Origin of the sequence: Streptomyces sp. NPDC058678, assembly GCF_042714835.1 — a bacterium.
GTDB lineage: Bacteria > Actinomycetota > Actinomycetes > Streptomycetales > Streptomycetaceae > Streptomyces.
This window is the reverse complement of the sequence record NZ_JBHXSG010000013.1, coordinates 32,360-54,978: the sequence shown is the minus strand read 5'-3', so window position 1 is coordinate 54,978 and position 22,619 is coordinate 32,360. Positions and strand designations below refer to the sequence as shown.

Below are 22,619 nucleotides of genomic sequence, written 5' to 3'. Positions count from 1 at the left end.
GGGATCTTGACCAGAAGCGTGCGAGACGGCTGTATGGCGTAGACATGGGTGTGTCCCCTGCCCGGAGGCAAGGGACACAGCACGGGTCTGGCCGGGTTACGGCACCAGGACGATTTTTCCGCTGGTGTGGCCGGTCATGATCTGGCGATGGGCGGCAGCGGCTTCGCTGAGCGGGTAAGTGTCGGCGACCAGAACGCGCAGTCGCCCTGCCTCCGCGGCCTCGGTGAGCTGCAGGCGGGCGGCGGCACGGACGTCCGTGCCCGGATCTGCGCCGGGCGCGCCGCCGAGGAGCTTTATGCCGGCCTGCGCCCCGCGCGCGAACCCCGCGATGGTCGCGATGCGGGAACGGTCCGCCACGAGTTCCACGGAGACGTCCACCGCCTCGTCGGTGCCCACCAGGTCGGCCGCCGCGTGGACGCCCTCCGGTGCTGCCGCGCGTACCCGGTCGGCCAGGCCGGGCCCGTACGCGATCGGGATCGCTCCGAGGTCGCGCAGCAGGTCGTGCCTGGCTGGGCTTGCCGTTGCGAGGACAGTGGCGCCGCGCGCGACCGCCAGCTGCACGGCCGTCAGACCGACTCCGCCGGCGGCGCCGTGGATCAGTACCGATTCGTCCTTGCTCAGGCCGATCGCTTCGAGAACGTGTACGGCGGTGGCACCGGCGGCCATCAGGCCGCCGGCCTGCTCCCAGGACAACCCGGCGGGCTTCGGCACCACTGAGGCGGCCGGCACGACGAGTTCGGCGGCGTACGCGCCGGACGCACGATAGGCGATCACCTCGTCGCCGACCTCGACCCGACCTGCGGGGCCGGTCGCGTCGGCGCCCACCGCGGTCACCACACCCGCCGCCTCGGCGCCGAGCCGCAGCGGCAGGTTCGCCGGATCGGTTCCGAAGGCGCCGCTGTACACCTTCTGATCGAAGGGGTTGACGCCGGCGGCACGGACCGCGATGCGCACCTGGCCCGGTCCGGGCTCCGGGACGGTGACATCGATCACCGACAGGACCTCGGGACCGCCGTACGCGCCTGCTACTACTACTTCGCTCATGTCAGAGGCCAACTCTGTCCCGGAGGCGCTGATTCCCGCCCGCTCGTGGTCGTTTTGCCTGTGCGATCCCGTGCACAGACCTTGGGCAGGTGACTCACTTGCCGAAGCCTGCCGTGAGCCCGCTGATGAGCTGTCGGCGGCCGAGAATGTAAAGGGCGAGGATCGGCAGCGTGGAGAGGACCACCGCCGCCAGCAGAAGTCCTGCCAGGACGAGCACCACGGAGATGGCGCTGGCGAGGCCCATCTCGTTGCTCTGGAAGCCGGTGATGTACATGTCGAGCGGCAGGATGCGGGTGGCGCAGCCGGGGCCGCCGCCGGTGAGCACGAAGACGAGGTCGAAGAAGGTGAGCGAGCCGACGACCATCAGCGTCGAGACGTGACGTGACGATGGTGTAGCGCAGTTGGGGCAGCGTGATGTGCCAGAACCGCTTGAGCCGGCCCGCGCCGTCGATCGACGCCGCCTCGTACAGGGATGCCGGGATCTGCCGGGCTCCTGCCTGGTAGAGCAGCGTGCGAAAGGGCACGAACTGCCAGGCGATGACGAACACGGCGGCATAGAAGGCCAGTTGGGGGTCACTCAGCCAGTCCTGTCCGAGGATCGGCAGGTCCAGGGCCGCGCCCAGGCCGAAGTTGGGGTCGAGCGCACCGGGGGCAGCGCCAGGATGCCGCAGGAGATCCAACGGCGCTTCCGCGGAGAAGACCCCGCTGGGGCGGGTCGCGGAAGCGGAGGATGTGGCCCGGGCGATCGCGATGCTGGTCGGTGAGGAGGCCGGCTTCGTCACCGGCTCGATCCTCGCCGTCGACAGTGCGTTCGGCGTGGCACGCACGCAGGGGAATGCTTCGCCATGGGTGACACGCACACGGGTACGCCACGCGGCCGCCGGCGGGAGGCCGCCCGCAACGACGCCCGCCTCTTGCAGGCCGCGCGCGAGGTCTTCGCCGAGCGCGGCTGGGATGCGCCCGTCTCGGAGATCGCCCGTCGAGCCGGAATCGGCATGGGCAGTCTCTACCGCCACTACCCCAGCAAGGCACTGCTGGCTCAACGGATGCGCATCGTGGGGATGGAACAGCTCGTCACCCAGGCACGCACGGCTCTCACCGAGGAGCCCCACCCCTGGTCGGCCTTCGCCCGCTTCCTGCGGGAGGCATTGTCGGCCCAGGGGCCGGGCGGGCCGCTCCTCCCCCTGATCGGCGGCCCACTGCCGGCCACGGACGAGATCGTGGCCTCCGCCGCTCGGCTCCAGGCCACCCTCGACGACCTGGTGGGAGGCGCGCACCGGGCAGGGGTGCTGCGCGCCGACTTCACCCCCGCCGACATCCCGTTACTGCTCGAACACCTCAGCGCACGCATCCCCGTCACCGGTGAACGTGCCGCCGAGTTCCACCTGCGGCCCCTCGACCTGGTGCTCGCCGGGTTGCGCATCTCGGCCGGTCAATTTCCCGCGGTCACCTTTCCGCAGCCCCCGAAGGGGAGAACCGCTTACCTGGAGAACGGTAGGCAGGGGAAATTTTCTTCCCCCTCACAGGGCGCTCTTCCGGTGCAAAGCTCGGTCACGAACTCAGCAAATACATTCGAGGAGCCCGATCACCATGTCGCATTCCGGCCGCCCCACAATCGCCGTTGCCTTCCATTCGGGCATTCGGGCTACGGCCACACTGCCGTCGTCGCCGAAGCCGTGGCGCGTGGCGCAGCGGGAGCCGGCGCCGAGGTGGTCGTGATTTCCGTCGACTCCATCACCGACGAGCAGTGGGCGCAGCTGGACGCCGCCGACGCGATCATCTTCGGTGCCGCCACCTACATGGGTACCGCCTCCGCGGCCTTCCACACGTTCGCCGAGGCCAGCAGCAAGCGCTGGTTCTCCCATGTCTGGGTGGACAAGCTCGCCGCGGGCTTCACCAACTCCGGTGCCAAGAGCGGCGACAAGTCATCCACCCTGGGCTATTTCGCCACCTTGGCCGCCCAGCACGGCATGCACTGGATCAGCCTGGGTCTGCTGCCGGGCTGGGATTCCAGCACGGGCAGCGAGGACGACATCAGCCGGCTGGGCTTCTTCATGGGTGCCGGCGCCCAGAGCCCGACCGATGCCGGTCCGGAAGCGGTCCACAAGTCGGACATCGCCACCGCGGAGCACCTGGGTGCGCGCGTCGCGCGCCAGGCCGCGATCTTCCGCGCCGGGCGCGCCGCCCTCGCCGCCTGATCACAGGTCTTCCTTTCCCGTATCCGATCCACCACCCCCCGCAAGGAGCACCCATGTCCGACTCCCCGAACCTCGCCCTCATCCGCCGGGTCTACGAATCCCGAATGGCGCCCGAGGTCACGAAGGAGGTCATGGCTCCGGACCTCGTCTGGGACATCACCCCGGGCTTTCCGAACAGCGGCGTGTACCGCGGTTGGGACAGCGTGGCGAAGGACTTCTTCGGCACGCCGATGCCGAACATCGTGTCCTTCGGCGCGGTGCCCGAGGAGTTCTACGCGGACGACGAAGGCCACGTCTTCGTCTTCGGGCACTACCACGCCGCGACCAAGGCCGGGGACAAGGCCGACGTCCGGTTCATCCACCTGTGGACCGTCCGTGACGGCAAGGCCGTCAGCATGCGGCAGGCCGCCGACAGCCACGTCATCCAGGAAGCCCTCAAGGGCTGAGACCCGCTGAGACCCCCACTAGGAGACCACCCCATGGCGAAGATCCTCTTCGTGATCACAGCGGCCGACCACTGGACGCTGGCCGACGGAACCCGGCAGCCGGCCGGCTTCTGGGCCGAGGAAGCAATCGGCCCGTACCAGGTCTTCAAGGAGGCCGGATTCGAGATCGCGGCGGCGACACCCGGCGGTGTACCGCCCACAGCGGATGCGCTCAGCCTCACCGCGGACTTCAACGGCGGCGAGGAAGGCGCGCAGCGCATGCGCACCCTCCTGCGCGAGGCGACCGAGCTGGCGCACCCGCTGCGCATCGAGGACGTGGACATCGACGACTACGTGGCCGTGTTCTATCCCGGCGGCTGGGGCCCGATGGAGGACCTGCCGGACAACGCCGAGTCCGGCAGGCTGCTCACCGAGTGGCTCGCTTCGGGCAAGCCGGTGTCGCTGGTGTGCCACGGTCCCGCGGCGCTGCTGGCCACCATCGGACCGGACGGAACGTCCCCGTTCGCCGGCTACCGTCTGACCGGCCTCTCCAACGCCGAGGAGAAACTGAACGGCCTCGCGGACCGGGCGAAGTGGCTGCTGCAGGACCGCCTCGTGGGCGAACTCGGCGCGGACTACCGCGAGACAGAGCCGTTCGCCCCGCACGTCGAGACCGACCGCACTCTGTACACCGGCCAGAACCCGGGCTCGGCGGTCCCGCTGGCACAGGAAGTACTCAAGGCACTGAGCTGACACCGGCCCTGTGCGCTCTCTCGGCGGCCCGGTACGCACTCCGGGCCGCCGAGTCCTCTTCCGCCCGCTGCCATACGGGTCGGAACCGGTACCAATTTCGTACATCAGCCAAGCCGGCATGGGCAGGATCCCTCCCCCTCACAGAGCCGGGCTTTTGTGCGAGGCTGCAAATCATGAACCGCAACCCGCATCTGAACGAGCTGGGTGAGTTCCTCAAGGCCCGCCGTGCCGAGCTCAGTCCCTCCGAGGTCGGACTCCGCGGTGGGCAACGGCGGCGTGTGAGCGGTCTGCGCCGTGAGGAAGTGGCCCTTCTCGCCTCGATCAGCACCGAGTACTACACGCGGATCGAGCAGGGCCGCCTGCAGGCGTCAGCTCCCCTCCTGAACGAAATCGCCCAGTCGCTCCGCCTGAACGACGACCAGCGCACCTACCTCTTCGACCTCGCGGCGAAAGAGAGAGTGCGCCCGCCCACGTCAGGCGACCGGCAGCAGGTGGATGCGCAGCTGCAGCGCATGCTGGACGATCTCACCGCCTCCCCTGCCTTCGTCATCGGCCGGCGCACCGACATCCTGGGCTGGAACCAGCTCGCCGCCGCCCTGTGGACCGATTTCGGGCACTACCCGGAGCAGGAGCGCGTGTTCGTTCGGCTGCTGTTCACCGAACCCTGGATGCGCGAGCTGTATGCCGACTGGGAGGAGGTCACCCGGCTGGCCATCGCCCAGCTGCGCATGGAGAGCGCGCGCTACCCCGGCGACCAGCGGCTCACCGCTCTGGTCGAGGACCTCTCCGCCCGTGACCCACAGTTCCGGGAGTGGTGGACGGCGCATGACGTCGCGATGCGGGGCAAGGGCGTCAAGAAGCTTCATCACCCGGTGGTGGGCGAGCTGACACTCGACTGGAACACGCTCACGTGTGGCACGGACCCCGACCAGCACATCATCGTGTGGAACGCCGAGCCCGGTTCCCCGTCCCACGATGGGGTGCGCCTCCTGGCCTCCTGGGCCGCGGAGCAGAGGCGGGCGGCGTCCGACACCGTCGCGTAAATCTCGCCGGGAGCACTGGGGTCACTGCGGTCACTGCGGGCAGAAATTCCCCCTGGTCAGGGCCTTCCCGGGCGGAACGTCTCCCCTGCGCGGACTCGGAGAAGTCGGCGACATCGCTGAACGGGGAAGCGATCTCACCATCTGCCTCGCGCATCGAGCCCCGCCCAGAGGAGAAGGACCATGGCCACGCCGGACAAGTCGACGCCATTGCCGACTGTGACCGAATCCGAAGCCCTGACGCCGCCGGCCGCGCAACGTAGGTTCATGATCCGCGGACTGACCTTCCTGTTCGCGGTGGCCGGCGGCGCTGCCGTCGGGAACCTCTACTGGGCGCAGCCGCTGCTCGACTTCATCGCAACGGACCTGCACGCCTCGACCGCGACCGCGGGGTGGCTCGTCACGGCCACCCAGATCGGTTACGCCGCGGGCATCCTTCTCCTTGTGCCGCTCGGTGACGTACGTGACCGGCAAAGGCTCATCCCCGTGATGTTGCTGTGCTCCGCGGTCGCGCTGCTCTTGTGCGCACTGGCGCCGTCATTCGGAATGCTGCTGGTCGCCATCACGCTGCTGGGCGTGACGACCGTCTCCGGGCAGCTGCTTGCTCCGCTCGCCGGTGACCTGGCCGACGACGACAACCGCGGCCGCGTGGTCGGGACCGTGGTGTCGGGCATCCTCACCGGCATCCTGGTGTCCAGGACGGTCAGCGGTCTGATCGCCGATGCTGCCGGCTGGCGCACCATCTACGTCGTGGCGGCGGCCGTCGCCGTCGTGTTCGCGGCGCTGCTGTACCGGGCGATCCCTTCGCTTCCGCCGAAGACGCGCATGCCCTACCCGGCACTCATCGCCTCCGTCTGGACGGTCGTGCGACGTGAGCCCACCGTGCGCTGGACGCTGGTCCTCGGATCCACAGCGTTCGCCGCGTTCACGATGTTCTGGACGTCGCTGACGTTCCTGCTCAGTGCCCCGCCGTTCGGCTATTCCGTGACCGCGATCGGGCTGTTCGGGCTCCTCGGCGTGGCGGGCGCCCTCGCCGCCCAACGGGCCGGACTCCTGCACGACCGCGGGCTGTCGCTGCCCGCGACCGGAATCGCGTGGGCCCTGGTCCTGGCGTCGTTCGTCCTGGCGGCGTTCGCCGGGCACTCCGTGGTGCTCATCGTCGTCGTGATCGTCCTGCTCGACGTGGCCGTCCAGGGCGTCAACCTGCTCAACCAGTCGCGGATGCTCGCCGTGTCGAACGAGGCGCGCAGCAGGCTCAACACGGCCTTCGTCACGAGCAACTTCCTCGGTGGCGCGATCGGCTCGGCCGTCGCCTCGGTGCTGTGGACTGCGGGCGGTTGGACGGCCGTGACGATCGCGGGCATGGTCCTCAGCGGCTTCGCCCTCGTGGTGTGGGCGCTCGGTCGCCGGGGCCCGCTGCGACGCTCGCCGGTGGCGTAGGGGGGAAGATCCTTCCCCCCTATACGCACATCCCGGGCAAGAACCTTCCCCTTTTCCCGGCGTGCGCGAGGCACGAATGTCGGAAACCTCAACCACCGCATGCCGAGCAATGAGGTAATTCGATGAAGGCTGTAGGTTTCACGGAATTCGGCGGGCCGGAGGTGCTTCAGGTCCTGGAGCTGCCCGCCCCCGAGACCGGTCCGGACACGGTGCGGATCCGGGTGCACTCCGCGACCGTCAACGCGGTCGACGCCTTGCAGCGGGGCGGGCCCTCCGGACCGCCGGACGCCCAGCCGCCGTTCGTTCCCGGCATGGAAGCCGCAGGGGTCGTGGACCAGATCGGCCCGGATGCGGACACGGATCTGAGGGTCGGCGACCGCGTGATGGCGATCGTGCTCCCCAACGGCTCGCACGGCGCCTACGCCGAGCAGGTCGTGGTGCCGGTGGACTCGGTCGTCCGCGCCCCCCACGGCGCGACCGACGCGCAGGCCGCCTCCCTGCCGATGAACGGCCTCACCGCACGCCTGGCACTGGACACGCTCGGCCTGGAGCCCGGCCAGACCGTCGCGATCACCGGCGCGGCCGGCGCGGTCGGCGGATACGCCGTCCAGCTGGCCAAGGCGGACGGATTGCGCGTGGTGGCCGACTCCTCGGAACAGGACGAGGCTCTGATCAAGGAATTGGGTGCCGAAGTCGTACTCCGCCGCGGTGCCGAGTACCCGAACCGGGTACGCACCGAGATCCCTGACGGCGTCGACGGACTCGTCGACGCCGCGTCGCTCGGCGCTCTCACCGCTCGGGCGGTCCGCGACGGCGGCCGAGTGGTGACGCTGCGCGGCTTCGACGAGCCGGGCGAGCGGGGCGTCGTCTTCGAGCCGATCGTCGTGTTCCGCTACGCCGGGGAGCGCGCCAAGCTCGACCGGCTCCGGCAGCAGGTGGAGGAGGGCCGCATCACGCTGAGGGTCGCGAAGACCTTCCCGGCGGAACAGGCCGCCGAAGCGCACCGGCTCCTCGCCGTAGGCGGGAGCCGTGGCCGACTGATCCTTACGTTCTGAGCACGGCGCCGAGGAGGCACAGCCGGGGCGACCAGCAGCCGGTGAACGCGGCCCTCGGCGGGCGGCTCTACAGCTCCAGCGTCATCGGGCCTCCAGTGACTGGCTCGCGGCGGCGGGCGCACCCGTCGCCGCGACCTGTTGTGTGAAGGAGCGGGCGAGGGCGTCGGCGCCGCGTGCCAGCAGGTCCACATCGACGCCGACGGCGGTGACCGTAGTACCGAGATCGATGCACCGTCGCTCGAATGTGGGGTTGGTTGTCAGCACGCCGGCCGGTTTGCCGGACGCGCGCACGCGGCGGATCGCGTCCTCGACCGCCTCGGTGACGGTCGGTGCGTTCGGGTTTCCGGGGTGGCCGAGGCTGGCGGCCAGGTCGCTGGGGCCGATGAAGATCCCGTCCACGCCGTCGACGGACGCGATGTGCTCGATCTGCGCCAGGGCGTGCCGCGATTCGACCTGGACGAGCACGCAGAGCTCGGTGTGCGCCAGTTCGGCGTAGTCCTTGACGCGGCCGAACCGGCTGGCCCTGGTCAACGCCGACACGCCACGGACGCCGATGGGGGCGTAACGGGTGGCGGCGACGGCGGCACGCGCTTCTTCGGCCGACTCGACCTGCGGAATCAGCAGCGACTGCGCGCCGATGTCCAGGAGCCGCTTGATCACCAAGAGATCGTTGGCCGGAGGACGCACCACGGGCGAGCAGGGGTACGGGGCGACCGCCTGATTGAACAACGAGAAAGTAATCAGCTGTTGCGGACCTTGACGCCAGGGCGCCATCCGAGGAGGCGGGAGATGCCGAGGCCGCTCGCGATCACCGACGGAAGCACTTCCTGGTGCTTCACCGAGTCAGTGCGCACGACCACGGACAAGGCCGCTACGACACGGCCTTCACCGTTCACGATGCGCGTGGCCATCGAATCGGCACCTGCGGTCAGTTCTCCTCGCACCGTGGCTGTCCCGGTGCGGCGGCAGTCGCCGATCTCCTTGCGCAGCATCTCCGGTGTCACGATGCTTCGGGACGAGTAATTCCGGAACTCGCCCGACAGCACGGTCTCGATCAGCTCCGTACCGCCGTGGCTGAGCAGCACCTTGCCCACACCCGTGCAGTGCAGTGGAAGCCGCCCACCGACCTGGGAGACCAGCTCGGGTGCCTCCGGCGCGGACAGTCTCTCGATGATCACCGCTTCCCGGCCTTCCAGGACCGCCAGTTGCACGTGCTGGTGCAGTGCGGCGTAGAGATCCTCGAGGAACGGCTGGGCCAGCGTGCGCAGTGATTCGGTGAGCGGGGCCAGGGTCCCGAGTTGCCACAGACGCAGTCCCACCGTGAATCTGCCGTCCGGCCGACGATCCAGCGCGCCGAAGTCGGTGAGTTCCACGGCCAGTCTCCGCACGGTGGCGTGAGGCATGCCCGTCTTGCGGACCAGGTCGGCGAGGCTGAGCGCAGTGTGCCCGGGCTGGAACGCGAACAGTACCTCCAGCAGGCGGGAACTCACCGTCCTGCCGGGCTCGCTGGTCCTGGGCATACGGTACGGCCTCCTCGCTGTGCGGTACCGCTCGTCTTGCCGACTCAGGATAGCGAGGCCATCGAAAACGGTGTCCATTCAATGAACACCGCCGTTCACGTCTGTGCAGGACGCCGGACAGGATCTGCGGTGGCCAGTTCATTTGCCATCGCCGAGCCAGAGGAGCCCATAAGTGCCAGCCACCGTTTCGGGTCCACGCATAGCCATCGTCGGGGGTGGCATCGGCGGTCTGGCCGCCGCTGCCTTCCTGCGCCGCACGGGGTTGACGGTCACCGTCCACGAGCAGGCGCCCGCACTCACCGAGGTCGGTGCCGGGCTCGTGATGGCTCCCAATGCCGTACGGCTGCTGCGGCGCCTCGGCATCATGGACCAGTTCCTCCGCCGGGCCGTACCGCTGGACTGGGGCTGGGAGTTCCGCCGCTGGTCGGACGGGAGAGTGCTCTCGGTCGAGAAGCTGAGCGGTGTCTGTGAGCGGCTCTACGGCGAGCGCACCTATGTCGTGCACCGGGCCGACCTGCTCGACTCGCTCAGGGCGGCCGTGCCCGGCGAGTGGGTCCGCCTGGGCGCACGCTGCACGGCGGTCGAGGCACGCAAGGACGTCGTGCTGCTGCGCTTCGCCGATGGCAGCCATGTCGAGGCGGACATCGTCATCGGCGCCGACGGCGTGCACTCCGTCGTCCGCGGCGCGGTGACCGAACCCTCACCGCCCACGTACTCCGGTATCTGCGCCTTCCGCACGATCGTGCCCGCCCGAGCCGCGCCGGAATTCGCCCTGCGCCGCGCCCAGACCCTCTGGCTCGGACCCGGACGGCACTTCGTGCACTATCCCGTCGCCGGTGGGCGGGCCGTCAATGTCGTCGCCTTCACCCCGGCCGGGGAGTACACCGACGAGTCATGGAGTTCGACGGCCACGATCGAGGAACTCCACGCCGAGTTCGCCGACTGGGACCCGCGAGTGACGGATTTGATCACCGCCGGCGGTGTGCCGGGGCGCTGGGCGATGCTGGACCGGGAGCCACTACGGCGTTGGAGCCGGGGCAGGATCACCTTGCTCGGTGACGCCGCGCATCCCATGTTCCCCTTCTTCGCCCAGGGCGCGGCCCAGTCCATCGAGGACGCCGCGGTTCTGGCTCGCTGTCTGGCCGCGTATGCGAACGACCCCGAGCAGGCGCTGAAGCAGTACGAGGCGGCGCGGCTCGAACGCACCACACGCCTGCAGGAGATCAGTCACGCTCGCAGGGAGATCAACCACCTGCCCGACGGGCCCGAGCAGCGGGCCCGCGACGCCGCACTGGCCGAATCCGATCCGCTGGTGCGCAACGCCTGGATCTACGGCTACGACGCCGAGGAGGCACCCACCTCGTGAACACCGACTCCGACGACGAAGGGAATGCCATCATGGCCGTCACTCCCGCTGTGCCGCACCAGCAAGGTCAGGTTGAGGAGGAGCTGGTTCAGACCGTCCTCGCGTCGTTCCAGGACACCCCGGATCCGCGGCTCAAGGAACTGATGCAGACCTTGGTGCGGCACCTGCACGCTTTCATCCGTGAGGCCCGCCTGACCGAAGCCGAATGGCAACACGCCATCGACTTCCTCACCGCGGCCGGTCACATCACCACCGACCGCCGCCAGGAGTTCGTGCTGCTGTCCGACGTCCTGGGCGCGTCCATGCAGACCATCAACGTCAACCATGGGGGCGGCGCGGGTGCCACCGAAGCCACCGTCGTCGGCCCGTTCTTCGTCGACGGCTCTCCCGAGGTCCCCATAGGAGGTGACATGGCCGCCGATGCCCCGGGACAGCCCTGCTGGGTCGAGGGCTCCGTCACCGACACCGGCGGCAATCCGGTCCCCGGAGCGCGACTCGAGGTGTGGGAAGCCGACGAGGACGGCCTGTACGACGTGCAGTACAACGATGATCACCTGGCCGGCCGGGCACACCTGTTCACCGACGACCAAGGTGGCTACGCCTTCTGGGGCCTCACTCCCACGCCGTACCCCATCCCCCACGACGGGCCGGTCGGGGCTCTGCTCGAAGCGACCGGACGCTCGCCCATGCGGGCGTCCCACCTGCACTTCATGGCCACCGCACCCGGCCTGCGCACCCTCGTCACCCACATCTTCGTCGAGGGCGACGACCTCCTCACCTCCGACGCGGTGTTCGGTGTCAGGGAATCCCTCGTCAAACGGTTCGAACGGCACCCCGCCGGCACGCCGACTCCCGACGGGCGGGACCTGTCGGGGCAGAGCTGGTCAAGCGTGCGGTTCGACATCGTGCTCTCCCCACAACCCAGGTGACGAGTCCGTCATCCGCGAACGACAAGGAGTGAGTGGTGCGTTTCGAGCATGAAACCCTGGCCCAGCGCGTGTGCTTCGCGCCCGGTGAGGCGTCGGCGACGGTGCGGGCCGAGGTGGAGCGACTGGGCGGCGCGCGGGTGATGGTGATCGCGGCGGCGTCCGAGACCGCCCTGGCCGAGCGGGTCACCGCCCGCGTGCCGGTCGTGCTCCGCCATGACGAGGTGGTGATGCACGTTCCGGTCGAATCGGCCGAGCGGGCACGCGCCGCCGCAGCCGCTCACGAGGTGGACCTGGTGGTCAGCGTCGGCGGGGGCTCCACGACCGGCCTGGCAAAGGCGATCGCGCTGACAAGCGGAATCCCGATCGTGGCCGTTCCCACGACGTACGCGGGGTCGGAGGCCACCAGCGTCTGGGGGCTGACCGAGGGGGCCCGCAAAGTCACGGGAGTGGACGCGCGGGTGCTACCGCGCTCGGTCGTGTACGACGCGACACTGACCCTGTCGTTGCCGGTGGCGATGAGCGTCGCGTCGGGATTGAACGCGCTCGCGCACTGTGTGGATTCGATGTGGGCTCCGCGCACGGATCCGGTGGACCGAGCGCTGGCGGGAGAGGGCATTCGCGCGCTGGCGGCCGGACTCCCGGCGGTGGTGGCCGCCCCGGCCGGAGTCGAGGGCCGCGAGCGGATGCTGTACGGCGCCTACCTCTCGGCTGTGGCTTTCTCCTCGGCGGGTTCGGGGCTGCACCACAAGATCTGTCATGTGCTGGGTGGTACTTACGACCTGCCGCACGCCCAGACGCATGCGGTCGTGTTGCCGTATGTACTGGCGTTCAACGCATCCGCCGCACCGGAGGCCGAACGCCGGATCGCGGAAGCCTTCGGCGCCGCTACGGCCATCGAAGGCTTGCAGCGCCTGCGGCGTACGGTGGACGCCCCGGCAGCGCTGCGCGACCACGGGTTCGACGAGTCCGACATCGATGACGCGGCGCGCGCGATCCTGCAGGTGGTCCCGGTGGACAACCCGCGCCCCGTGACCGCCCACGGTGTGCGACGGCTGTTGCGAGCCGCGTGGGAGGGCGCGGATCCGCTGACGACGTACGACCGTTCACACGGCAGAACCGGGCTCGGCAGTCCATCGTGACACCCGGCGCTCCGTGACACAGCACGTGCACAGGTGATTCCCGACCGTGGAACCACGGCCGGTCCCGATCGACGCCGGTCATGAACGTGTTCCGCATGATGGTCCATCAGCTCGCCACCGGTGCGACACGCAGTACACGGACAACGGGACACGGTGACGCGAGCCGCCTGACTCGTGGCGGTCAAGCTGTCGCATCCCGTGCCCGCTGGTGCGGGGCGGCAGTCCACGACGCAAGAAAGCGCAGTCCGTCATGGGAGGGAGTCCCGGGCTCAGTGGTCATGATCACAAGCTGCTGCGCGGGGTCGGCCGTGCAGGTCAGACTGTCCCAGTCAAGAGTGAGGTCGCCGGCGACCGGGTGGCTCAGCCTCTTCGTGCCGACCCGCAGGCCGGGCACCTGGCGGCCTGCCCACCACTGCCGGAAGTCGGCGTCGGCCACCGACAGCGCGCCGACGAGTGAGGTCAACTCGGGGTCGCCAGGGCACTTGGCGGCCTCCAGGCGCAGTTGGGCGACGCAGCTCCGGCCGATCGTCCTCCAGTCGAGGTAACGCTCCCGGAAGCCAGTGTCGGTGAAGAGCAGCCGGACGTAGTTGCGCTGCTTTTGCGGAACCCGCGCGAAGTCGGTGAGCACAGCGGCTGCCAAAGCGTTCCAAGCCAGGATGTCCATGTGCCGACCCAGGATGAGCGCGGGCGTCGCGGTCAGTTCGTCCAGCAGACGTCTGAGTGGCGGCTGGACCTTCTGCGCCGGCCGGCGGCGCGGCGCACACTCATCTCCCGCCGCCAGCGCGAACAGGTGGTCACGCTGGGCATCGTCAAGGCGCAGGACACGGACGAGCGTGGTGAGCACCAAGGTCGGCACGGCCGCACGCCCCTGCTCCAACCGCGTGTAGCAGTCGGTGCTGATCCCCGCGAGCAGGGCGACCTCCTCCCGGCGCAGGCCGGGCACCCGCCGGGGGCCACCGGTGTCGGGCAGGCCGACGGTGCGTGGGCTCAACTCGGCCCTGCGCACCTTGAGGAATGCTCCCAGCTCGTTCAGATGCGCGTCGCTGGTCATGCCGACCAGTCTCGCACCGCTCAGTCTCCGCGAGGGGGGTAAGGATTCCTCCCCTGGATAAGGCATTCCCAGGATGGAATTCTCCCCTTTGCGGGTTCGCGCGATGGTGGCAGGGTCGATGACGCGGTCGGCGATCAGGACCGGCTCACGGGGAGCACTCACCCGAACAGGCGGGGTTGCCCGCCTCGGGGTCGTAATTGCTCTCCGAGTGTCACCGATATTCGGCATTTCCATGCGGCAGGTGGAGGAGGCGAGAAATGAAGGGGCGGACGGATGTCCGCAGCCTGGTGAACCGCGTCGGCCAACTCCGTGTGGAGGAGGCCCTGCGCAACCCGGCGTTCCTCGAACACATCGCGCCCGTGAAGGCCGACGAGCCGACGCCGCACCTTGTCCAGCAGGTCACCAGATCGACCGCACTCCACGCGGCGGGCAGCCGGGGTCCGAGAGCGCATGGGTGTCGCGCGGTGTCGGCCAGATCGCCCGGTACGACTCCTTCGCCGGCGTCGAGCGCCGCGTTCCGTGCCCGCTGCTGACGGTCGCGGGCAGCGCGGGCCGCGACCGCCGTGCCGTCGAGGCGCAGCACCACCGCCGCCACGGTCGGCCCCCGGCCAAGGGCCGGGCGGCCTGAATCCCTCAACACACGCTAGGAGCACCACCCATGCCCGAACGGAAGAAGTTCGCGCCGCCTGCGATCCAGGAATTCGCCCCCAAGCTCGCGGAAGTGACCGACACGGTCCTGTTCGGCGACATCTGGGAGCGGCCGGGTCTGTCGCCGCGCGACCGCAGCCTGGTCACCGTCACCGCTCTCGCAGCCCTGTACCGCAACGACCAGCTCAGCTTCCACCTCGGCAAGGCGCTGGAGAACGGCGTGACCAAGGACGAGCTGGTCGAGGCCATCACGCATCTGGCCTTCTATGCCGGATGGCCCAACGCCATGACCGCGATGACCCAGCTCAAGGAGATCGTGGACAAGGCCGACCAGTCCGGGTGAGGCCCCTCCTGACCGCCCGCACCCCACAGCGCGGGCTCGCCCCCCCCACACGCACATACCGCCGCCGCACCGTCCGGCGGCAGCACCGCCCCGAGGGAACGACACACCATGGAACTGCTGAAGCAGCCCCCGACCATGAAGCTTCCCGCCGACTGGTTCACCGGCGACGCCTACGCCGACGTGATCCACCGCGGCGAGGACCCCTCCCGGATGCGGGCCAACATGGTCCGGTTCACTCCTGGCGCCCGTACCGCCTGGCACTCCCACGGCCTGGGGCAGACCCTCTACATCGTCGAGGGCATCGCCTTGCAGTCACGTGGCGGCGACATCATCGAGGCTCATCCCGGCGACGTCATCCACACGCCCCCGGATGAGGAGCACTGGCACGGCGCCGCGCCCGAGCAGTTCATGAGTCACCTGGCTCTGTGGGAGACGGACGACACCACCTGGCTCGAGCACGTCTCGGGTGACGAGTACCACGGCCCGCGAGTCAGCACCCGTACCCGCCCCTGACGCCCCAGCAATTCCCGGCGAGGGCCGCTGGACTCCCGCCAGCAGCCGGCCCAACACAGGAGTAGGCGCCATGCTCGGTCTCGAACTCATCGTGGTGTTGGGCGTGGCAGTGCTGGTCGGCCAAGTCCTCGCCCAGCGCTTCGGCGTTGCCCCGCCCGTCGTACTGCTTGTCGTGGGTGCGCTTCTGGGACTGGTCCCAGCCGTGCGTCAGACTCAACTTCCGCCGGAAGTAGTGCTGCTGCTCTTCCTGCCGGTGTTGCTGTACTGGGAGAGCCTCACCACATCCATGCGGGAGATCCGTTCGAACCTGCGGGGCATCGTCCTGCTCAGCACGGTTCTGGTGATCCTCACCGCGTGGGCCGTCGCGGTCGCCGGGCACTCGCTCGGACTGCCGTGGGGACCGGCGTGGGCGCTGGGCGCGGCCGTGGCTCCGACCGACGCGACAGCGGTCGGCGTCCTGGCCCGCTCTCTGCCGCGCCGTCAGGTCACCGTGCTGCGTGCCGAAAGCCTCGTCAACGACGGCACCGCACTGGTCATCTTCGGCTTGGCGGTCGGTCTCACCGTTGGCGAGGAACACCTCACCCTTCCGCACGTCGGCGCACTGTTCCTCCTGGCCTACGGCGGCGGGGCCGCCATCGGCGTGGTGGTCGCCTGGGTCAACATGAATCTGCGACGCCGGCTGGACGATCCCCTGCTGGGCAATCTCGTCATGATCCTTGCGCCGTTCACGGCATATCTGCTCGCCGAGCTGATCCACGCCTCAGGTGTCCTCGCCGTTGTCGTCAGTGGGCTGATCATGGCCCAGGTGGCTCCGAGTCTCATCCGCGCCGAGCATCGTCGCCAGGCGCTGGCCTTCTGGCCACTGCTCACCTTCATCATCAACGGCGCGCTGTTCGTCCTGGTAGGGGTGGAACTCCAGTACGCGTTGCGTCACTTGAACCGGTCCGACCTCCAAGACGCCCTGATCGCGGTCGGAGTGGTCAGCGTGGTGTTGATCGTCGTCCGGTTCGCGTTCCTGTTCTCCTCCGCCTACCTGATCCGCATGATCGACCGGCGGCCTGAGCAACGGCTGCGCAGAATCAGCAACCGGGCGCGCACCGTCAGCGGGTTCGCGGGCTTCCGGGGCGCGGTGTCGCTCGCCGTGGCGCTCTCGGTGCCGGAAACCCTCGACTCTGGTGAGCCCTTCCCCGACCGTGCCTTCATCGTCTTCGTCACCTCCGGCGTCATCGTGGTGACCCTCGTGGTGCAGGGACTGCTGCTGCCGGGCGTGGTGCGCTGGGCCCGGCTGCCGCGCGACACGTCCGTCGACGAGGAGCAGGTCCTCGCCGAGACAAAAGCGACCGAGGATGCCATCACGGCGCTGCCGCGACTCGCTGCCGAACTGGGTACCACCCCGAAGGTCATGGAGTGGCTGCGCCAGGAGTACGAGGCCCACCTGGCCACCGTGAGGGCCAGAGGGGCGGGCACCGACGACGATCATCCCGCGCTCCTCCACAACCGCCACTACACCGACCTCCGACTCGCGCTCATCGCCCACAAACGCGCGACGGTCGTACGCCTGCGCGACGAGCGAGAGATCGACGACACCGTGCTGCGTCAGCTCCAGGCCACCCTGGACAACGAAGAGGTGCGGCTGGCCGGACGCGAGCAGGTGGAGTGAGCCGAGTCCGACACCCGACCTCCGCACAAGACCCGACAAAGGGATCCCCTGCCATGTCCTCCGGCCTCATCGACGTCCACGCCCACCTCCTTCCCGAGTTCTACGTCCAGCAGGCGACGGCGGCGGGCCACGCCCACCCCGATGGCATGGGCGGCTGGCCGTCGTGGTCCGTGGAAGCGCACCTGGACCTGATGGACCGCAACGGCATCGAGACCGCGATGCTGTCCATGTCCTCCCCCGGCGTGCACTTCGGCGACGACAGGGCGGCTCGCCTCCTCGCCCGGCGCGTCAACGAGTACGCCGCCGCGCTGACCCGAGACCACCCGGGCCGCTTCGGCAACTTGGTGTCGCTTCCCCTGCCGGACGTGGACGGCTCGTTGGAGGAGATCGCATTCGCCTTCGACGAACTCGACGCCGACGGTGTGGCCTTGCTGACACACACGCACGGTGTGTACCTGGGTGACCAGCGCCTCGACCCGGTCTTCGCGGAACTCGACCGGCGCCGGGCCGTGGTCTTCCTGCACCCGACCTCACCGGTGTGCTGGGAACAGTCCGCACTCGGCAGACCGCGGCCTATGGTCGAGTACATCTTCGACACGGCCCGCACCGTCACGGACCTGGTGATGGCGGGCGTCCTGATGCGTCATCCCAACATGCAGGTGATCGTTCCGCATGGCGGTGGCGCGGTTCCCGTCCTGGCTGACCGCATCAACGAGTTCATGAAACTGTTCCTGCCTTCGGAGCAATCACCCTCCCTCGATGCCGTGCAGCAACTGCGGGGCCTGTACTACGACATGGCGGGCACAGCCTTCCCACGCCAGGTTCCCGCCCTGCTGAAGCTCGTCGATCCGGACCACGTGCTGTTCGGCAGCGACTACTGCTGGACGCCTCCCCCGCTGGCCGACGCCCACATCGCGGCGATCGACGCGGCCGAGTCACCGGTAAGGGGCACCATGTGGCGTTCCCTGACGACGGCCAACGCCGAGCGCCTGTTCCCGGGGACAGCACGGTGAACGCGTCAGGCGGCGCCGTCCAGTCCTCCCTGTGCCATTGCGATCCCAGCAGCCAGGGAACGCAAGGCCCTGCACGTCTGGCTGCCGGGTTCGGCGGTCCACACGACGAGGTGCTGCTCGGGATCCTCCGCGCAAGTGAAGGTGGACCGCTGGAACGACAGGTCGCCCACCACGGGATGCCGGAGCAGCCTGGTACCGCCGGCCCGCACGGCGACATCGTGCGAGGTCCACCACAGCCGGAACTGCGGATCCAGCGCGGAAAGCTCTTCGACAAGCGCCGTCAGTCGAGGATCGTGAGGGTTTCGCCTGCTGTCCATGCGCAGGTGGGACACGGCCAGTCGCGCCATGTGCTCCCAGTCCCTGTACAGCACCCGGATGGCGGGGTCGGTGAACAACAGGCGCACGTAGTTGCGCTGTTCCCTGGGGACACGCCCGAAGTCCATCACCAGAGCGGCGGCCATGGCGTTCCACGCCAGAAGGTCTGTGTTGCGCCCGATGACGAAACCCGCCGTCAGGGTGAGGTCGTCCAGCAGGTACTGCATCTGCGGGTCGACTTCTTGCCCGGCGCTCTTGTTCGCCGGGGGCAAGGAGGACTTCCCCGCGAGAGTCAGGATGTACTCGCGCTCGTCGCCGTCGAGGCGGAGCACCTGCGCGAGGGCGTCGAGGACGGCCGCGGACGCCTGAACGCGACCCTGCTCGAGCCGGATGTAGTAGTCGGTGCTGATGGCGGCCAGCCGAGCGACTTCCTCACGACGCAGCCCGGGAACACGCCGCGGCTCACCGGTGTGGGGCAGCCCGACCCCGCCGGGGCTCAACTGGGCACGACGCGCCTTGAGGAAGGCTCCCAGTTGGTCCAGGCTCGGCTCCCGTTGCACACGCACAGCTTCGCATGTTGCCGCGATTCCGCGCATCAAACCAAGCGGCTGCCGACGTCGTCGCCGGGAGAGGCTCCGTCGATCGCCGCCGTAGTGGTGATCGACGCAACGGCCGCGGTCCGTGGCTCGGGCCACACTCCGCGGCCACGCGGTGCCGTCCCTGGCGAACGCTCTCGTCACCGGCGCGGGCCTGGGCCAGCAACCGCTCGCGCCGCCGCGGAGGTGGGCGCTGCGGTCACTCTCGCCGACGTCGACGAGGACGCCGTTCCCAAGGCCATGGACACCCTGACCGCCGATGGCGACCAGGCGCTCGGGATCAGACGGCTCGACATCGGAATCAGCAGCCTTGGGGCCGACTTCGTGGTCGGTGTTCCCGCTCCCCTTGAACAGCGGCAGCGTCGCCCATTGACGTACTTCAACGCTCCCGGAAGCGAAGCGGAATGGCAGGGCGAGGGCGCCGCCGTTCATGACGGCGGCCCGGATCGGCATCCAACCACTTCGCTCAAGTAGAAGGCCGTGAGCATCGAGTGTGCCGCCGATCCTCGGACTTGTCCGGTCACCGTTCCGGCCGGCCAAGCGTCGAGGGTCGACTGAACGCTCGATCCACTATCGAGCACGAAGAACGACACCGGATGGAGAGAAGATGCACACCCGAGCACTAGGGAAGGACCTGCGGGTCTCCGCCATCGGCCTCGGCGCAATGGGAATGTCCCAGAGTTACGGCCCGAACCCCGGTGATCGAAGCGACATGATCGCCGTGCTCCGTGGCGCCGTCGACCGCGGGGTCACGTTCTTCGACACCGCGGAGGTATACGGCCCCTACGTCAACGAGAAGCTGGTCGGAGAGGCTCTCGCTCCGGTCCGTGACCAAGTGGTGATCGCCACGAAGTTCGGATTCCGCATCGAGAACGGTGCGTCGGTCGGACTCAACAGCCGGCCCGAGCAGATCCGTGCCGTAGCCACAGCCTCGCTCGAACGGCTCGGGGTCGAGACGCTCGACCTGTTCTACCAGCACCGCGTTGATCCACAGGTGCCGATCGAAGACGTCGCCGGCACGGTGGCCGAGCTCGTGCAGGAGGGCAAGGTCCGCTGCTTCGGGCTGTCGGAGGCCAGTGCGGAGACCATCCGCCGTGCTCACTCGGTCTACCCGGTCACGGCAGTGCAGAGCGAGTACTCGCTGTGGACCCGGGATCCCGAGTCAGAAGTCCTGCCGACGTGCGCGGCGCTCGGTATCGGATTCGTGCCCTTCAGCCCGCTCGGCAAGGGGTTCCTGACGGGGGCGGTGGACGCGTCGACGTCGTTCGTGGCCGACGACGTCCGGACAACCATTCCACGGTTCACGGCCGAGAATCGAGCGGCCAACCAGGCTCTCGTCGAGCACATCGCATCGCTCGCGCAGGCCAAGGACGCCACACCCGGGCAGGTCGCGCTCGCCTGGCTGCTTGCGCAGCATCCGTCGATCGTTCCGATTCCCGGAACCCGGCGCATCACGCGCATCGACGAGAACATCGGTGCCACCCAGCTGCCGCTCTCCACCGACGAACTGGCGGACCTCAACGAACTCGCCGGCCGAGTCGGGGTGCAGGGAGACCGCTACAACGAGCACCACATGTCGCTGGTCGACAAGTAGCCGGACGAGCGGAAGCGACCTGCGGTCGGACACTCCGGTTTCGGTGTCAGCACCCGTTCGCGGGCATCTCCGCCAGTAGCGATCCGCACACCGTGAAGGCCGTGATCGGGCCTGTCGCCGTGATCGGGCTTGTCGTGGGGGATGGCTTCCACCTCCCGGAAGTCATCCCCCGCGTACGGTCACGCAGCCTGCCTGGGCTGTCCTGGCACCGCCCGAGCACGCGCTGGTGCTGTGCGTGAAGACCGCGTTGCCCAGCGCCGATCGGCGCGGGCGGCGGCAGGGCCTGGTGGAGTTCGCGGGACTGGAGGTCCCCCTGGCCCCACGGTTTCAGGCTCAGCCCTTGTCAGGAACGGTGGGCCGGCAAAGCAGGGGTCTCAATACCCCAGGACGTGACGAAGTCGGGTGCCACCTCGACCCAGTTCGGCCCGAACCCCGGCCCCAGCGCCTCGCCACCCACCCGACGTATGCAGGACCGTCGTCCCTTGATGAGGATGCCGCGCGGCTGCCACGCCTGCTCGTCCGGCACGTCGTCGACCACCAATGCCGCCTGCGGGTTGCCCCTGAGGTGACGGACGTACAGCCGCTCCTGGCCGCGTCCTTCCAGCGAGCGTCCCCCGATCTTGATCACCTCGTGATCGGGATCGAAGTGGTACCTGATGGGCACCACATGCGGCTTGCCGGACTTACCCGACGTGGCCAGTCGTCCAAGGAGGTGTTCCTGCAGGAAACCGACTTCCTGCGCGCTGAACTTACCCATAACCGATCTCCATTGCATTGATGGACTCTGGCTCCCCCGGAACCCGTTCCGACGATCTCCGGGTGCGCACGACAACCAGCCGTCGCTGCGCGGCCGAGCTGATCACCGGTGACGTGGTGGAGAGACCTTTTAGGGGCCTCCTGGACGTTTCCGCAGGCGAGCGGGTCCGACAACCCGCTTCCGGCAGACCGACCGCGACGGTCTCGCGCTGCCATGAGTCGGAGGTCGGCGTCGCTCTGCGTACATCAGCTCCCGTCCTGGCGGCCCGACGTCTGCTCACTGGGGCAGCGGCTGCTGGTAGCGGGAGGCGAGGTTCGAACGGCGGCCGCCGGACAGCACCGCGTTTTCGGCGGCGAGCAGCGCGTCGAGTGCCGCGGACTGGTCCTCCAGGCCCGGGACACAGATCGCCTCGCCCAGGCGGAGCCCGGTGAGGCTGTCTCGCGCGACGTCCTCGGCGGACATGGCGACGGGGACGGTCTGTCCGACGCCCTGGTGGAACTCGGTGGCCACCGGGCCGGGGCAGACCACCTGGGTGCGGATCCCGGTGTCGGCGAGTTCGTGGCCCAGGGTGCGGGTGAAGGCCACGGTGGCGGCCTTGGCCGCGGTGTACAAGGTGCGTCGGGGCGGACGCGGGTCTGTCTGTCCGGCGCTGAAGGCGAGCAGTGAGGCGACGGTGACGATGGTGCCGTCGTCGGCGGCGAGCATGCCGGGGAGTGCGGCACGGACGAGCTGGACGTGCGCCTCGGCGTTGAGGGTGAGCAGGTCGTCGATCTCTGCCGGGTCGACGTCGATGAGCGGGGCGTAGCCGCCGACACCGGCGTTGCTGATCAGGAGGCGGACGTCCCCGGCGCTCAAGCGGTCCCTGACCATGGCGATGCCCTCGCGGGTGTGGAGACCCTCCCCGCCGACCTTGCCACCAGGACGAAGTCCGAATCGTCTGCGAGAAGGCGGGCATACGCGGCGCCGATGCCGGAGGAGGCGCCCGTTATCAGAGCAAGGGTCCGAGTCATCCGAGTTATGGCCTCAGCGCACCTCAACCGGCCACCTTGAATCAAACGCTTGATAGTCATGAAGTTGTCTTAGTCTCGGTATGGGGCATGGAGGGCGGCGCAGCACTCGCCGCTGATCGCAATCCGCGGCAAACCCAGGCTCACGTGAGGACCTCCCGTCGCCGAAGGGCCCGGGCACCGAATCGTCGTGCACGGCAACATCGGAGCCAA

At 68.9% G+C, this 22,619-nt stretch carries 21 protein-coding genes and 3 pseudogenes; 16 read left to right on the top strand and 8 right to left on the bottom strand.

Annotated features, from left to right (window positions below; genetic code table 11):
- Window positions 1-96: 96 nt before the first annotated feature.
- Complete coding sequence (locus tag ACFWWR_RS14805) at window positions 97-1,044, bottom strand: zinc-binding alcohol dehydrogenase family protein (protein WP_384303493.1); 948 nt, start codon at window positions 1,042-1,044, stop codon at window positions 97-99.
- 94 nt (window positions 1,045-1,138) lie between these two features.
- A pseudogene (locus tag ACFWWR_RS14800) lies at window positions 1,139-1,685 on the bottom strand (carbohydrate ABC transporter permease); the annotation flags it as partial.
- A gap of 204 nt (window positions 1,686-1,889) precedes the next feature.
- Here ACFWWR_RS14800 and ACFWWR_RS14795 point away from each other — a divergent pair.
- The 7 genes and pseudogenes from ACFWWR_RS14795 to ACFWWR_RS14765 form a co-directional block, all read left to right on the top strand.
- A pseudogene (locus ACFWWR_RS14795) lies at window positions 1,890-2,453 on the top strand (TetR/AcrR family transcriptional regulator); the annotation flags it as partial.
- Between the two features lie 228 nt (window positions 2,454-2,681).
- Window positions 2,682-3,242, top strand: a pseudogene (locus ACFWWR_RS14790) (flavodoxin family protein); the annotation flags it as partial.
- 53 nt (window positions 3,243-3,295) lie between these two features.
- Window positions 3,296-3,688: a nuclear transport factor 2 family protein gene (locus tag ACFWWR_RS14785; RefSeq protein ID WP_383871011.1), complete on the top strand. Its 393-nt coding sequence runs from the start codon at window positions 3,296-3,298 to the stop codon at window positions 3,686-3,688.
- A 33-nt stretch (window positions 3,689-3,721) separates the two neighbouring features.
- Window positions 3,722-4,420: a type 1 glutamine amidotransferase domain-containing protein gene (locus ACFWWR_RS14780; protein ID WP_383871014.1), complete on the top strand. Its 699-nt coding sequence runs from the start codon at window positions 3,722-3,724 to the stop codon at window positions 4,418-4,420.
- Window positions 4,421-4,593: 173 nt separating this feature from the next.
- Window positions 4,594-5,463, top strand: a complete 870-nt coding sequence (locus tag ACFWWR_RS14775) for a helix-turn-helix domain-containing protein (protein ID WP_383871017.1) — start codon at window positions 4,594-4,596, stop codon at window positions 5,461-5,463.
- 264 nt (window positions 5,464-5,727) lie between these two features.
- Window positions 5,728-6,900: an MFS transporter gene (locus ACFWWR_RS14770; RefSeq protein WP_383871020.1), complete on the top strand. Its 1,173-nt coding sequence runs from the start codon at window positions 5,728-5,730 to the stop codon at window positions 6,898-6,900.
- A 122-nt stretch (window positions 6,901-7,022) separates the two neighbouring features.
- Complete coding sequence (locus tag ACFWWR_RS14765) at window positions 7,023-7,955, top strand: NADP-dependent oxidoreductase (RefSeq protein ID WP_383871022.1); 933 nt, start codon at window positions 7,023-7,025, stop codon at window positions 7,953-7,955.
- A gap of 81 nt (window positions 7,956-8,036) precedes the next feature.
- Here ACFWWR_RS14765 and ACFWWR_RS14760 read toward each other — a convergent pair whose 3' ends face one another.
- Together ACFWWR_RS14760 and ACFWWR_RS14755 are read right to left on the bottom strand one after the other, a co-directional pair.
- On the bottom strand, window positions 8,037-8,729 hold the full coding sequence (locus ACFWWR_RS14760) for an aldolase/citrate lyase family protein (protein WP_383871025.1): 693 nt from the start codon (window positions 8,727-8,729) through the stop codon (window positions 8,037-8,039).
- Window positions 8,696-9,475, bottom strand: a complete 780-nt coding sequence (locus tag ACFWWR_RS14755; protein ID WP_384303491.1) for an IclR family transcriptional regulator — start codon at window positions 9,473-9,475, stop codon at window positions 8,696-8,698. The genes ACFWWR_RS14760 and ACFWWR_RS14755 overlap by 34 nt, the downstream gene beginning before the upstream one ends.
- Before the next feature lie 172 nt (window positions 9,476-9,647).
- Between ACFWWR_RS14755 and ACFWWR_RS14750 the strand changes: the two genes are divergently transcribed.
- From ACFWWR_RS14750 to ACFWWR_RS14740, 3 genes are read left to right on the top strand one after another with little or no spacing between them, the layout of a single operon-like run.
- Window positions 9,648-10,841, top strand: coding sequence for an FAD-dependent monooxygenase (locus tag ACFWWR_RS14750; protein WP_383871030.1), 1,194 nt, complete (start codon window positions 9,648-9,650; stop codon window positions 10,839-10,841).
- Between the two features lie 32 nt (window positions 10,842-10,873).
- A complete protein-coding gene (locus tag ACFWWR_RS14745; protein ID WP_383871145.1) occupies window positions 10,874-11,770 on the top strand; it encodes a dioxygenase in 897 nt (298 codons plus the stop codon).
- 35 nt (window positions 11,771-11,805) lie between these two features.
- Window positions 11,806-12,909 carry a maleylacetate reductase gene (locus ACFWWR_RS14740; RefSeq protein ID WP_383871148.1) on the top strand — a complete coding sequence of 368 codons (1,104 nt, stop codon included), beginning with the start codon at window positions 11,806-11,808 and terminating at the stop codon, window positions 12,907-12,909.
- 181 nt (window positions 12,910-13,090) lie between these two features.
- On the opposite strand, the gene ACFWWR_RS14735 is transcribed toward ACFWWR_RS14740, so the two are convergent.
- A complete protein-coding gene (locus ACFWWR_RS14735) occupies window positions 13,091-13,960 on the bottom strand; it encodes a helix-turn-helix transcriptional regulator (protein WP_384303489.1) in 870 nt (289 codons plus the stop codon).
- A 454-nt stretch (window positions 13,961-14,414) separates the two neighbouring features.
- Between ACFWWR_RS14735 and ACFWWR_RS14730 the strand changes: the two genes are divergently transcribed.
- From ACFWWR_RS14730 to ACFWWR_RS14710, 5 genes are all read left to right on the top strand, one after another.
- Entirely contained in the window at window positions 14,415-14,588 is a 174-nt protein-coding gene (locus tag ACFWWR_RS14730) for a hypothetical protein (protein WP_383871035.1), read from the top strand.
- A gap of 30 nt (window positions 14,589-14,618) precedes the next feature.
- Entirely contained in the window at window positions 14,619-14,951 is a 333-nt protein-coding gene (locus ACFWWR_RS14725) for a carboxymuconolactone decarboxylase family protein (RefSeq protein WP_383871038.1), read from the top strand.
- Window positions 14,952-15,059: 108 nt separating this feature from the next.
- Window positions 15,060-15,464: a cupin domain-containing protein gene (locus tag ACFWWR_RS14720; protein WP_383871041.1), complete on the top strand. Its 405-nt coding sequence runs from the start codon at window positions 15,060-15,062 to the stop codon at window positions 15,462-15,464.
- A gap of 70 nt (window positions 15,465-15,534) precedes the next feature.
- On the top strand, window positions 15,535-17,124 hold the full coding sequence (locus tag ACFWWR_RS14715) for a Na+/H+ antiporter (RefSeq protein ID WP_383871044.1): 1,590 nt from the start codon (window positions 15,535-15,537) through the stop codon (window positions 17,122-17,124).
- A gap of 53 nt (window positions 17,125-17,177) precedes the next feature.
- Window positions 17,178-18,137 (top strand): amidohydrolase family protein, encoded by a 960-nt coding sequence (locus tag ACFWWR_RS14710; RefSeq protein ID WP_384303487.1) that lies wholly within the window; start codon window positions 17,178-17,180, stop codon window positions 18,135-18,137.
- Window positions 18,138-18,142: 5 nt separating this feature from the next.
- On the opposite strand, the gene ACFWWR_RS14705 is transcribed toward ACFWWR_RS14710, so the two are convergent.
- Window positions 18,143-19,501: a helix-turn-helix domain-containing protein gene (locus tag ACFWWR_RS14705; RefSeq protein ID WP_384303485.1), complete on the bottom strand. Its 1,359-nt coding sequence runs from the start codon at window positions 19,499-19,501 to the stop codon at window positions 18,143-18,145.
- A gap of 154 nt (window positions 19,502-19,655) precedes the next feature.
- On the opposite strand from ACFWWR_RS14705, the gene ACFWWR_RS14700 reads away from it, so the two are divergent.
- Window positions 19,656-20,642, top strand: a complete 987-nt coding sequence (locus tag ACFWWR_RS14700; protein ID WP_384303483.1) for an aldo/keto reductase — start codon at window positions 19,656-19,658, stop codon at window positions 20,640-20,642.
- 343 nt (window positions 20,643-20,985) lie between these two features.
- Here the strand turns inward: ACFWWR_RS14700 and ACFWWR_RS14695 are convergent, their stop codons facing one another.
- Complete coding sequence (locus ACFWWR_RS14695) at window positions 20,986-21,417, bottom strand: pyridoxamine 5'-phosphate oxidase family protein (RefSeq protein WP_384303481.1); 432 nt, start codon at window positions 21,415-21,417, stop codon at window positions 20,986-20,988.
- A gap of 258 nt (window positions 21,418-21,675) precedes the next feature.
- Window positions 21,676-22,269, bottom strand: a complete 594-nt coding sequence (locus ACFWWR_RS14690) for an SDR family NAD(P)-dependent oxidoreductase (protein ID WP_384303479.1) — start codon at window positions 22,267-22,269, stop codon at window positions 21,676-21,678.
- Window positions 22,270-22,619 lie beyond the last annotated feature (350 nt).

Coding starts and splice junctions, on each gene's coding strand:
- ACFWWR_RS14805 (WP_384303493.1), bottom strand. CDS start 1,044: ATGAGCGAAGTAGTAGTAGCAGGCGCGTACGGCGGTCCCGAGGTCCTG.
- ACFWWR_RS14785 (WP_383871011.1), top strand. CDS start 3,296: ATGTCCGACTCCCCGAACCTCGCCCTCATCCGCCGGGTCTACGAATCC.
- ACFWWR_RS14780 (WP_383871014.1), top strand. CDS start 3,722: ATGGCGAAGATCCTCTTCGTGATCACAGCGGCCGACCACTGGACGCTG.
- ACFWWR_RS14775 (WP_383871017.1), top strand. CDS start 4,594: ATGAACCGCAACCCGCATCTGAACGAGCTGGGTGAGTTCCTCAAGGCC.
- ACFWWR_RS14770 (WP_383871020.1), top strand. CDS start 5,728: ATGATCCGCGGACTGACCTTCCTGTTCGCGGTGGCCGGCGGCGCTGCC.
- ACFWWR_RS14765 (WP_383871022.1), top strand. CDS start 7,023: ATGAAGGCTGTAGGTTTCACGGAATTCGGCGGGCCGGAGGTGCTTCAG.
- ACFWWR_RS14760 (WP_383871025.1), bottom strand. CDS start 8,729: ATGGCGCCCTGGCGTCAAGGTCCGCAACAGCTGATTACTTTCTCGTTG.
- ACFWWR_RS14755 (WP_384303491.1), bottom strand. CDS start 9,475: ATGCCCAGGACCAGCGAGCCCGGCAGGACGGTGAGTTCCCGCCTGCTG.
- ACFWWR_RS14745 (WP_383871145.1), top strand. CDS start 10,874: ATGGCCGTCACTCCCGCTGTGCCGCACCAGCAAGGTCAGGTTGAGGAG.
- ACFWWR_RS14735 (WP_384303489.1), bottom strand. CDS start 13,960: ATGACCAGCGACGCGCATCTGAACGAGCTGGGAGCATTCCTCAAGGTG.
- ACFWWR_RS14725 (WP_383871038.1), top strand. CDS start 14,619: ATGCCCGAACGGAAGAAGTTCGCGCCGCCTGCGATCCAGGAATTCGCC.
- ACFWWR_RS14720 (WP_383871041.1), top strand. CDS start 15,060: ATGGAACTGCTGAAGCAGCCCCCGACCATGAAGCTTCCCGCCGACTGG.
- ACFWWR_RS14715 (WP_383871044.1), top strand. CDS start 15,535: ATGCTCGGTCTCGAACTCATCGTGGTGTTGGGCGTGGCAGTGCTGGTC.
- ACFWWR_RS14710 (WP_384303487.1), top strand. CDS start 17,178: ATGTCCTCCGGCCTCATCGACGTCCACGCCCACCTCCTTCCCGAGTTC.
- ACFWWR_RS14705 (WP_384303485.1), bottom strand. CDS start 19,501: ATGCCGATCCGGGCCGCCGTCATGAACGGCGGCGCCCTCGCCCTGCCA.
- ACFWWR_RS14700 (WP_384303483.1), top strand. CDS start 19,656: ATGCACACCCGAGCACTAGGGAAGGACCTGCGGGTCTCCGCCATCGGC.
- ACFWWR_RS14695 (WP_384303481.1), bottom strand. CDS start 21,417: ATGCAATGGAGATCGGTTATGGGTAAGTTCAGCGCGCAGGAAGTCGGT.
- ACFWWR_RS14690 (WP_384303479.1), bottom strand. CDS start 22,269: ATGGTCAGGGACCGCTTGAGCGCCGGGGACGTCCGCCTCCTGATCAGC.